This is a genomic window from Mycobacterium attenuatum (genome assembly GCF_900566085.1).
In the GTDB taxonomy this organism is placed as follows: domain Bacteria; phylum Actinomycetota; class Actinomycetes; order Mycobacteriales; family Mycobacteriaceae; genus Mycobacterium; species Mycobacterium attenuatum.
This window is the reverse complement of sequence record NZ_UPHT01000104.1, coordinates 1-10451: the sequence shown is the minus strand read 5'-3', so window position 1 is coordinate 10451 and position 10451 is coordinate 1. Positions and strand designations below refer to the sequence as shown.

At 66.6% G+C, this 10451-nt stretch carries 10 protein-coding genes and 1 pseudogene; 4 read left to right on the top strand and 7 right to left on the bottom strand.

Features of this window, described 5'->3' with window-relative positions; genetic code table 11:
• Positions 1-312 (bottom strand): annotated as a pseudogene (locus tag EET13_RS17445) (hypothetical protein); the annotation flags it as partial.
• Positions 313-418: 106 nt separating this feature from the next.
• On the opposite strand from EET13_RS17445, the gene EET13_RS17440 reads away from it, so the two are divergent.
• Positions 419-1219, top strand: coding sequence for a DUF5995 family protein (locus tag EET13_RS17440; RefSeq protein WP_122443460.1), 801 nt, complete (start codon positions 419-421; stop codon positions 1217-1219).
• Here the strand turns inward: EET13_RS17440 and EET13_RS17435 are convergent.
• Together EET13_RS17435 and EET13_RS17430 are read right to left on the bottom strand one after the other, a co-directional pair.
• Positions 1213-1725 (bottom strand): hypothetical protein, encoded by a 513-nt coding sequence (locus EET13_RS17435; protein ID WP_211189087.1) that lies wholly within the window; start codon positions 1723-1725, stop codon positions 1213-1215. The two genes, EET13_RS17440 and EET13_RS17435, sit on opposite strands and share 7 nt — an antisense overlap.
• Before the next feature lie 47 nt (positions 1726-1772).
• Positions 1773-2354, bottom strand: a complete 582-nt coding sequence (locus EET13_RS17430; protein WP_122443459.1) for an ester cyclase — start codon at positions 2352-2354, stop codon at positions 1773-1775.
• 107 nt (positions 2355-2461) lie between these two features.
• Here EET13_RS17430 and EET13_RS17425 point away from each other — a divergent pair, with 107 nt between their 5' ends.
• Positions 2462-3079 (top strand): class I SAM-dependent methyltransferase, encoded by a 618-nt coding sequence (locus EET13_RS17425; protein WP_244603968.1) that lies wholly within the window; start codon positions 2462-2464, stop codon positions 3077-3079.
• Here the strand turns inward: EET13_RS17425 and EET13_RS17420 are convergent.
• From EET13_RS17420 to EET13_RS17405, 4 genes are all read right to left on the bottom strand, one after another.
• Entirely contained in the window at positions 3048-4412 is a 1365-nt protein-coding gene (locus tag EET13_RS17420) for a flavin monoamine oxidase family protein (protein WP_122443457.1), read from the bottom strand. The genes EET13_RS17425 and EET13_RS17420 overlap by 32 nt on opposite strands.
• A gap of 1 nt (position 4413) precedes the next feature.
• Positions 4414-5673 carry a cytochrome P450 gene (locus EET13_RS17415; protein WP_122443461.1) on the bottom strand — a complete coding sequence of 420 codons (1260 nt, stop codon included), beginning with the start codon at positions 5671-5673 and terminating at the stop codon, positions 4414-4416.
• A gap of 127 nt (positions 5674-5800) precedes the next feature.
• The gene (locus tag EET13_RS17410; protein ID WP_122443456.1) at positions 5801-6133 is read right to left on the bottom strand and encodes an MmpS family transport accessory protein; all 333 of its coding nucleotides are present in this window, start codon (positions 6131-6133) and stop codon (positions 5801-5803) included.
• 63 nt (positions 6134-6196) lie between these two features.
• The gene (locus tag EET13_RS17405) at positions 6197-7426 is read right to left on the bottom strand and encodes an MFS transporter (RefSeq protein ID WP_244603967.1); all 1230 of its coding nucleotides are present in this window, start codon (positions 7424-7426) and stop codon (positions 6197-6199) included.
• 121 nt (positions 7427-7547) lie between these two features.
• Between EET13_RS17405 and EET13_RS17400 the strand changes: the two genes are divergently transcribed.
• Together EET13_RS17400 and EET13_RS17395 are read left to right on the top strand one after the other, a co-directional pair.
• Positions 7548-8633: an NAD(P)H-dependent amine dehydrogenase family protein gene (locus tag EET13_RS17400; RefSeq protein ID WP_122443454.1), complete on the top strand. Its 1086-nt coding sequence runs from the start codon at positions 7548-7550 to the stop codon at positions 8631-8633.
• 102 nt (positions 8634-8735) lie between these two features.
• On the top strand, positions 8736-10451 hold a 1716-nt coding region (locus EET13_RS17395), incomplete at its 3' end, for an Hsp70 family protein (protein WP_122443453.1).

Genomic DNA, 10451 nt, shown 5'->3' with positions numbered 1-10451 from the left:
CCGCCGATGGATGCGGCCCTGGCCCGCGAGGTGCTGCACGACGATCTTGGCCGGCCCGCCGTTACCAAGCCAACTCGTGTCCATCACGGAAAGGATCTGCCCAGCTTTCATGAGCACACCCTTGGAGCGGCCCAGCAGCTCGGAGTACCGCTCGGCGGTGCGTTCGTGGAAGCGGGCGACGGCGCCGGTGTTGCCGGTCTTTTCGCGCAGTCCCGCCACGATGCGCCCGCCGGCGGCCCGGGCGGCGAAACCGGCCAGCGGCATGGTCCGCCGGATCCTTCCCTGCGGCACCGGGTTGTCGCTGTTGGGCATCGGGACCCTCCCGCAGGCGCTGCTGATCCGAGATCGAATCCGATTGTTGATGCTACCCGGGTGGCGCGCTGGCGTTGGCTGATCGCAATGCCCGATACTTTGTGGCATGGCGTTGTCCCCGCCGTGGCTGCACGCACCGACCGTCGACAGTTCGGACGACGTTGTCGACGTCCTGCAATCGATCATCGACTGGTCTGTGGCGGCGGCGAGCCCGGCCGGATATTTCGCTGTACTGTACAAGCGGTCGACCATCGCGATTCGCGATGCTGTCGAGCGGGAAGTGTTCGAGGACGGAGCGCGCACGACTCGATTCGGTTTGACGTTCGCGCGGCGTTATTTCAATGCGGCGCAGAGCTACTTCCGTGAAGACGGCAAGCTGTCCCAGGTATGGCAGGCCGCCTTCGATACCAACGACAGCGATGAGCCGATCATGTTGCAGCACATGCTCACCGGGATGAACGCGCACGACACCTTCGATCTGGGCATCACCGCCGCCGAAACCGCCGGTGATTCCTTGGAGCCGCTGCGAAACGACTTCGACGCGGTCAACGACATTCTGGTGAGTCAGGCCAACGTCATAGCCGACGCCGCAGAACAGATTTCGCCGGGCTTTGCCCGCTACCGCAGGCAGTTGACCGGCGACGACATCGGCCTACTCACTGCAGAACTGCGGCAATCTCGGGAGATGGCATGGACATTCGCGCAGCAGCTGCTGGCCGAGCCGGAAAGCAACCGCTCCAAAGTTATCGACGATCACGATACGATTTTTGCGTGGTGGATCAGACGCCACCTGAACCCGCCACCGCCGTTGTCGGAATGGGTCGAGGTCATTGCGCGGGAGGAAAGCCGCGATACGGCCCACAACATCCAGGTTCTCGACCAGACCGCGTCGAGACCGCGTCAGTGACGCGCGGATCCGGTCAGAAGCTGACCGTTTGGTGCTTGCAGTAGGCAGATGACGGTGCTGGGAGTGGGGTCGGCCCCGGTTCTGTCTTGGTTGGAGTCAATCAGATAGGTCACCGAATATGCGCCGCCGTCTACGGATTGCCCGGTGTAAGAACCGATTCCGGTGGTACATTCGCGGTTCGCGACGGCGCTGATGGCGTTGTCCACCGCAACCGGCGCCCGCAGATAGACCTCGGCCAGATGCGTTGTCGCACAATCGACTACGGTGACGGTGATCCGGCTGAGATCGGCCGGGGGCAGGTCGGCCACGCACTCGCCGACCTGCAGGGCGATCCATTTCTCGGTGCGTGGTCCCGGCAAGGTGGGTGATTCGGTACCGAGCGCGGCTGCCGCTGGCGGCGTACTGCCGGCCGGGCTGGTACCGGTTTGGACATTATTGTTGGCACAGCCCGCCAACAGCGCGGCCGCCGCCAGGCCGCACATCCTATGACGGATTCGTTGGTTCATCGCAGCGGGTTTCTCAGCATCGGGACCTCGATGCGAAGCGTACCCGCCTAGGTCGCGGCTTCGGCGAAGGCCGGCGGTGCGGTATCGGTCAATGCGGGGTCAGGTTGCTGCGACGACGTCGTCAGCAGGCCCCGCAGGCAGCGTGCGGCCAATAGCCAATTGGCCGGTTTCTTGTGGTCCAGGCCGCCGACCAACTGCTTGATCATCGTCAGGGTATCGAAGTAAATACGTTCGCAAACAAGGGTTTCGGTGTCGTCGAAGGCGAAGTAGGCGGTCATCCGGACCCGGACCCGGACCCGGAACCGGCTGCCGGTGGGCGGGATCGTGGCGAGGTAGCCCCGGTGGGTCCCCATCAGCCAGAATTCGACGATCACCGCATCTGCGCTGTGACGCAACGCGATCAGTTCATGGTGCTGGTCCAGGAATGCCGTGCGCGGGTAGCTGTAGTAGCCGCGCACCGCCTGGTTGCCGTCGTGGACGGTCATTTGCGGGATCAGCTCGTAGCGGGGATGCGGGAACGTTGACAGCAGGGCGTCCCAGTCGTGGCGGACCTCGTCGTGGAAGTGGTCGAGCACCAGTCTGTGCCGGGCGGCCAACACGTCGGCGGCGGGTAATGCGGGAATGGCCATGCTTGAGAGTAAACGCTGCAGTCGGCGTCATCGTGGGGTGGCATCCGCCGGCGCCGCCGCAGCGGGTCGCCCACCCTCCGAGAGGTTTTCACGGCACAATGATCGCCGTGCGGCTGTCTTCCCCACCGGCTCTCTCGGACGCGCTGAACGTCATGCGGCCGTCGGCCCGGTTGCGCGGACAGGCGGAAGCGCTCGAGGGCTACCTCGACGAGGGGGACAGTGTGCTCGACGTCGGGTGCGGGACCGGCTATCTGTCGGCCTATCTGCATGAGATGTACGGAGTGAACGCCAGCGGCGTCGACGTGCAGGACTCGCGCCGGACCCAGATCCCGTTCCGCCTGTTCGACGGCACCTCAATTCCTGCTCAAGGCAAGTCATTTGACCATGCGTTGCTCAGTGAGGTGCTGCATCACAGCCATGATCCCCTGGCGCTGATCAACGAGTGTCACCGGGTCGCGCGGCGCAGCATCATTGTGTTCGAGGACATGCCGCAGGGCCGCAGCGGCAAGTTGATCCTGCGTGCGCATGTGGAAGCGTTCGCCCGCTACTATCGCTACCCATTCCGCCCGGCCAACGTCGATGCCTATCGCCGTGCGCTGGAGTGGTTGGGCGACAACGCATCCTGCGTCGCACGGATCCCGCAGCCGCCGGAATGGCTGCGTGTATACCCGCGGGTGCTGTTGGTATATGCGCTTAGGCCACCGTCAGCGTCTCGGTCATCATGACTTCGCTGGCGGCCCGCTCGCCGGAGCGAATCGCGCCATCGATCCAGCCGCACATGGTGGCCGATGTCTCGGTGCCCGCCCAGTGGATGCGGCCGCACGGTCTGCGCAAGGCATGCCCGAACTGGGTGAGCACACCCGGGGGCGCGTGGCTGATCATCCCGCCCCCAGAGTAAGGCTCGCGGCTCCAGTTCTGCTCGATGTAGTCGACGGGCTTGCCCGCCTTGGCGCCGAACCGTTCCACCAAGGCGTCGAGCACCGCCTGCCGGCGCCCGGCCTCGTCAAGACGCTCGTATTGCCGCGCGGTGGGGCCCTCGATGACCACAACCAGCACGCCGGGGGTACCGGTGTCCGGGCAACCGTCGATAGTCACCGTCGCCAGCGATCCCGGCGCGGCGCTTTGGCCGGAGAGGCCGTCGCGGCGCCAGAACGGTTCGTCGTAGACGGTCGAGATCTTCACCACCGCACCGCTGGGCATCCGCTGGTGTAAGAAGGACCGATCGGTGGGAAGCATTGGTGCATAGGCGATGTGGCTGGCGATGGCCAGCGGCACCGCGACGATTGCCCGGCGCGCCCGCACGGTCGTATCGTCCGATTGCACGGTGACCCCGTCGGCGTCCTGGGTGATGCGGCGCACCGGCTGGGACAGCCGGATCACGTCGCCCAGCTCGGCGGCCATCGGCCGGTAGATCGCTCCCATGCCGCCGACCGGTCGGGAGTCCTGTGAGCCGCCCTCGCCGGCCAGTACGAAGCCGGGCCCTCCGCCGGACGCCATCTGATACAGGACGAACAGCATGGACACCTCGGAAGCATCCGAGGTGTAGGTGCCCGCGATCGCGGTTTCCAGCAGGTCGTGCGCCGCCTTGGACACGAGGTTCTTGCGCAGCCACTGGGCCAATGTCATGCGATCCCATCGCGCGGCCTTCTTGGCTTCCCACGGCGCGTCAAGGGGAATCGTCTTGCACATCTGGGTGAGCTCGAACATCGCTGCGCCCAGATTCAGCGACGCCCACGGACTCAGCGTCCACGGGACGGTGCCCTGGTAGCGATACTGCTTGGCGTCGACGACCATCATCGCCTCGCCGCCGGTGTACTGCTTGAAACTCGCGACCCCCAATTCTTTCATCAGCGCATGGATTCGGTCCTGGGTCGGCCCGATCCAGGCGCCGCCCTTGTCGATCCAGGATCCGTCGTCACGCTGGACGGTGAAGGTGCGCCCGCCCACCCGGTCGCGCGCCTCGAGTAGTGTCACCGAATGGCCGGCCTGCTTGAGCCGAAGCGCCGCGGTCAAGCCAGCGAATCCGCCACCCACCACGCAGACATCGACGTCGGCCATCTCAGTGACTCCAGGCCACCGGCAGGCGTTTGATGCCGTGAATGAACTGCGACAGCAACCGCGCCGGTTCCTCGGTCGCGACGACGTCGGGAATTTGCCGGCGCAATTCATCGAACACGACCCGGATCTCGCGGCGAGCCAGGTTGGCGCCCAGACAGAAATGGGCGCCGCCGCCGCCGAAGCCCAGGTGCGGGTTGGGCTCGCGCGCCACGTCGAACATCCACGGGTTGGCGAACTTCGACTCATCGCGGTTGGCCGAGCAGTACCACAGTGAGACCTTGTCGCCGGCGGCCATCGTGACGCCCCGCAGTTCGACGTCCTCGCTGAGGGTGCGGCGCATGTAGACCACCGGCGAGGCCCACCGCACGATCTCCTCGACCGCGGTGTGCGCCAGGCCGTCGTAGTCCGACCACCACTTCGCCCGCTGGTCCGGATAGCGCGACAACGCCAGCATGCCGTGGCTGATCGCGTTGCGAGTGGTCTCGTTGCCCGCGACCACCAGCAGGATGAAAAACGTCGCGATCTCGGTGGACGACAGCCGCTCGCCGTCTAATTCGGCTTCCACCAGACTTGTCGTCAGATCGTTGTGATGGTTGACGCGGCGGTCGTCGGCCAGCGCGGTGGCGTAGGCCCCGATGTCCATCGAAACCCGAAGGAACTCTTCGAAATCGGTCGTCAGATCGGAATCGCCGAACCCGAGAATCACATTGGTCCAATGGAATATCCGATGGTGGTCCTCTTCGGGAATCCCCATCATGTCGCAGATGATCTGCAACGGCAGTGGCCCGGCAAGTTCGCTGACCAGGTCCGCATGGCCGTCGGGATGGTTGGTGATCATCGCCGCGACCAGTCGGTGCGCGCGGTCGCGCACCGAGGCCTCGATACGCGCCACCACCTTCGGGGTGAACGCCCTGCTGACAATCGAGCGCAGCCGCTGGTGCCGTGGATCGTCGAGCACGATCATCGAGCCGAAATATTCGGCCAATTCCGGGGTTTGGTCGTTGATCGTGATGTTGGGGGAGGAATGGAAGACCTCCGGATGACGGCTGGCGAAGAAGACGTCGTCGTGGCGGGTCAGTGCCCAGTGTCCGTTGCCGCCGGTGAACCCGGCGACTTCCAACGCGGGCCAGAACGAGACCGGGGCCTCGCGCCGCAACGTGGCGAAGGCGCCGTCGCGAAAGTCGTCGTTGCGGCCCCAGAATTCCAGCGAGCCTAGATCGATCTCGGGAAGCGGAACCTCTGGCGGCGCCGTCCCGTTCATCCGGGGCTGCAGCCCGACATTGCGGTCAGTCTTGAGGTCCACCGTGCTCCTCCTCGTCCCGCTTCGTCGGTCAAGGGTGACATTGGCGAGCTTAGACCGCCGGGTTCGAGTTGGTGGGCCCGCGATCTCAATGCGTGCAGACGGTGTGCCCCGGCGTGCCCGTCGCTGTCTGCTGCGTCACCACGTTGCCGTCGAGCAGAATTCTGCAGGTGATGCTGCCCGGCCCCTGCGCGCTGAGCACGAATACCTGCGCACCGAAGGCGGTGAACTGCGTCGACCATGGCAGGCCCACATTGACCGCGCGCTTTTGACCGGTGTCGGTTTGGTACGTGATGGACTCAGCGACGCCGCTGCCGCTCACCTCATAGCGGACCTGCGGAACCTGAGGGAGTGGATCCGCGTTCGCCACATCGCATGTGGCCGTGAAGCCGATGCCGAGGGCGAACGCGAGTCCGCTCATACGTGTGACATGACGTAGCTTGGCTGCCGATCGACTGGTCATGGTTGTCCATCGTGTCACCACCTAGGACGGCGTGAAAGGGCTTTCGGCTGTTGCGCCGGAACCGCGCGGCAACCCGATTGTGAACATGCTGACCAGCGCAACCGACTGTATCGCCACCACGACCACGACCACCGCGCCCGGTGAGATCTCGTACAGCCAGCCGACCAGGGCGCCGCCCGCGGCGCTGGCCGCGCCCAGCCCGGCCGCGAACACGCCGTAAGCACTGGCTCGCCGCGGAGCGGCGACCAGGTCGGCGACCACGGCCCGCAACGTGGATTCCTGGATCCCCACCGCCGCACCCCACACCAGCGCGCCCAGCACCACCATCGCGGTGTTGGCGCTAAAGGCGAACAAGACCACCAAGCTCGACAGAATCGGCAGTGCCGCAAGGCTTTTGCTGCCGAACCGGTCGTAGCTGTAACCCGAAGCCAGGGCGGCCAGGGCATCCGCGGCCATCGCGGCCGCGTAGACCACCGGCACCGCGGCGGCGCTCAGCAAGCCGTGGGTGACCATGTGAAACGACAACAACCCGAAGGTGGCGAAGCCGGACATCGTCATCGCGGTGAATCCGCAGTACAGCCAGAACTTTGGCGGCAAGGCCCAGAACCGTTGTGTAACAACACTATCGGTTGATTCAGTGGAAGCCACCGGGTCTTCATAAGAGTCCGGATGCGGCGCCCGGATTCGCAGCCACACCAGCAGCGCCAGCGCCGCCGCGCCGGGCAGCGCCAGCACGCCGAGCGCGGGCGCATAGTCGTTGCCGGTGCCGGCGAGCACCCCGGCCACGGTCAGCGGACCGATCACCGCCCCCACCTGATCGAGGGCCTCGTGCACGGCGAAGCCGCGGCCCCGGCCGGTGACGCTGGCGGCGTGCGACAGCAGCGTGTCCTTGGCCGGACTGCGCACCGCCTTGCCGACCCGCTCGGCGATCACCAGGGTGCAGGCGACCCACAACGCGGCCGCGACTCCCAGCAGCGGAACCGTGACCAGCGTCAGCGCGTAGCCGGTGATGGCCCAGGCCCAGAATCGCCGGCTGCGGTCCGCCAGGGGACCCGACACCAACCGCAGCGCCAGCGCGGCGGCCTCGCCCACGCCGGTCACCACGCCGACCAGCAGGCCGGTCGCGCCCAGCGAGGCCAGCAGCGGACCGGTAATCGACCGCGCGCCCTCGTAAACGAAGTCGGCGAGCAGGCTGACCGCACCGAACACCGCGACGAAGCGCCATGCGCTCAACGCGGGCCGGCTTCGCACGCCTCCGATGCTAGAGCCGCTCTCCCCGGGATCGACATGGCCGGCTGCAGGCAGTTACCCGACACCCTGGAAATGTCACATCCCGGCGCGCCTAGGGTGAAACCGAACTCAGGGAGGTGGCATGTCGCACAGAGGCACTAAGCGAATAGTCGTCTGGGGCACCGGCTTCGTAGGCAAGATGGTGATCGCCGAGATCGTCAAGCATCCGCTGTTCGAACTGGTCGGGGTCGGCGTCAGCAACCCCGACAAGATCGGGCGCGACGTGGGCGACATCTGCGGGCTGCCCGAGCCAGTGGGTCTCGCCGCCACCGACGACGTCGATGCCCTGATCGCGCTCAAGCCTGACGCGTTGGTGCATTACGGTCCCACGGCGATGCACGCCGACGCCAACATCTCGCTGATCACCCGGTTCTTGCGTGCCGGCATCGACGTGTGCTCGACCGCGATGACACCGTGGATCTGGCCGACAATGCACCTGAACCCACCGCAGTGGATCCAGCCGATCACCGAGGCGTGCGAGCTGGGGGAGTCGTCCTGCTTCACCACCGGCATCGACCCAGGATTCGCCAACGACCTGTTTCCCATGACATTGATGGGACTGTGTTCGGACGTACGGCGGGTACGGGCCTCCGAGCTGCTGGACTACACCAATTACGAAGGCGACTACGAGAAGGAAATGGGGATCGGGCGCGAACCCGGATTCAGCCCGATCCTGGAAAACCGCGACGTCTTGATTTTCGCGTGGGGCGCCACCGTGCCGATGATCGCCCACGCCGCCGGGATCATGCTCGACGAGATCACCACAACGTGGGACAAGTGGGTGACGCCCACCGAGCGCCGGTCGGTGAAGGGCGTCATCAAGCCCGGCCAGGTCGCCGCCGTCCGCTTCACCATCAACGGCATCTACCAGGGCCAGAAGCGCATTCAACTCGAGCACGTCAACCGCATCGGCCGCGACGCCGCACCCGACTGGCCCTCCGGTCACGACGACGACGTCTACCGGGTGGACATCGACGGCACCCCCAGCATCTTCCAGGAAACCGCGTTTCGGTTCACCGACGGCTCGGGCCGCGATGCGGCCACCGCCGGATGCCTGGCGACCGGGATGCGGGCGCTCAACGCCGTACCGGCCGTCAACGACTTGTCTCCGGGCTGGGTCACCGCGCTGGACCTGCCGCTGATTCCCGGCGCGGGCACCATCCGGTGAGCTGTGTCGTTATACAGCTCACGCATAGCTGGCGCCAAGAACGGCAATATGTGTAGACAGCACAATTTCGGGTAGGGGCGCGCAGCCGGACGGGGACTAACCATGGCAGCAGAACCACGGCCCGCACTGGGTCTGTCGATCGGTGCCACCAATCTGGCGGCCGTTACCGCCGATCACGCCATCATCCGCAAGCCCGTGCTGACCTTGTATCGGCAGCGCCCGCCCGAGGTCGGACTGCCGTCGGAAAACCCGAGACTGGACCAGCCCGGCCTGGTCATGACCGACTTCGTGGACCGAGTAGGTGACCCGGTCGGCGTCGTGGCGACCGACGGCTCGATGCACCGCAGCGAGGCTCTGGTGGTCGACAGTCTGCGGGCGCTGGCCTATACCGCCACCGGCGGGCGTGCGCTTCCCGACGACGTCGCACTGACCTATCCCGCGCACTGGGGGCCGGCCGCGGTCGACGCGTTGGGCGCCGCGCTGAGCCGGGTGCCGGAATGGTCGCACGACGCCCAGCCACTGCTGATCCCCGACGCGGCGGCCGCGCTGTTCGCGATGCGGGCCAACCCCGGCATACCGGCCCGCGGCATCGTCGCGGTCTGCGACTTCGGCGGCAGCGGGACCAGCATCACGCTGGTCGATGCGGCCGGCGATTATCAGCCGGTCGCCGCGACGGTGCGCCATCGAGACTTTTCCGGCGATCTGATCGATCAGGCGCTGCTGACCTATGTGATGTCGGAGATGCCGGCCACCGGCTCATTCGATCCGTCCGGGACCGCCGCCATCGGCTCGTTGAACCGGCTGCGGATCGAATGCCGCCACGCCAAGGAACGGCTCTCGCACAGCACGGTGACTACCCTGGCCGACGAGCTGCCGGGGGGACATGGCGAAATCCGGCTCACCCGAAACGAACTCGACGAGACCATTCGCGAGTCGTTGGACGGTGTCGCCACGGTTATGGAACAAACGTTGGCGCGCAACGGGATTCATCCGGCAGATCTGGTTGCGATCGTTTCCGTCGGCGGCGGGGCCAACATCGCGTCGGTCACCACCACGCTGTCGGGGCGATTTGGGGTTTCGGTGGTCACGGCGCCGAGCCCGCAACTGACGGCCGCCATCGGCGCGGCGTTACGGGCGGCCCGAGGACCCGCCGATACCAGTGCGACGGTGTTGACTTCCGCCCCACGGGTCACTGCGACGGCACTGGCCCCGCTGGCCCCGCTCGCCGCACTGGCCCCGCCAGGCCCCGGTGGCGCGGGGGCAAGCGTGCCTGATGCGCCGGAGTCAGCATTGCGGCCCGCACTGGCCTGGTCGGAGGCCGACGACGCATCGCGCGTCCTGCCAGTGGCCGGCGGCGACTATTCGGATGCGGGCGCTTCCGGCTACACATCCGCGCGCCCGCAGCTGGCGTTCGACCACGAGATACCGGTCGAGTCGAAGCCCGAGGCGCCGGTCATCCCGTGGTATCGCCTGCCGGCGGTGATCATCGTCAGCACCGTCGTCGCCGTGCTGTTGGTGGGCGCCGCGGTGGCCATCGCGCTGGGTTCCAACGACAAGCCCTCGACCCGTTCGCCAGGGGTGAGTCCGGCCCCGACCACGTCGGATCCTTCCGCTGCCGAACCGACCTCTGCGCCGCCAACCGATGCGGGGACTCCGGAGCCCGCGCCCGCACCGGGCGACACCCAAGAACCGCGGCCCCAGGCGCCGCCTCCGCCGCCGTCGACAGAAACGCCCGCGCCGACCCCCCAAACCACAACGCCAGCCCCGACGACAGCCACGCCCACGCCCACCCCGCCGCCGGCGAACACGACTCCAGCC

Coding starts and splice junctions, on each gene's coding strand:
- EET13_RS17440 (WP_122443460.1), top strand. CDS start 419: ATGGCGTTGTCCCCGCCGTGGCTGCACGCACCGACCGTCGACAGTTCG.
- EET13_RS17435 (WP_211189087.1), bottom strand. CDS start 1,725: ATGAACCAACGAATCCGTCATAGGATGTGCGGCCTGGCGGCGGCCGCG.
- EET13_RS17430 (WP_122443459.1), bottom strand. CDS start 2,354: ATGGCCATTCCCGCATTACCCGCCGCCGACGTGTTGGCCGCCCGGCAC.
- EET13_RS17420 (WP_122443457.1), bottom strand. CDS start 4,412: ATGGCCGACGTCGATGTCTGCGTGGTGGGTGGCGGATTCGCTGGCTTG.
- EET13_RS17415 (WP_122443461.1), bottom strand. CDS start 5,673: ATGAACGGGACGGCGCCGCCAGAGGTTCCGCTTCCCGAGATCGATCTA.
- EET13_RS17410 (WP_122443456.1), bottom strand. CDS start 6,133: ATGAGCGGACTCGCGTTCGCCCTCGGCATCGGCTTCACGGCCACATGC.
- EET13_RS17400 (WP_122443454.1), top strand. CDS start 7,548: ATGTCGCACAGAGGCACTAAGCGAATAGTCGTCTGGGGCACCGGCTTC.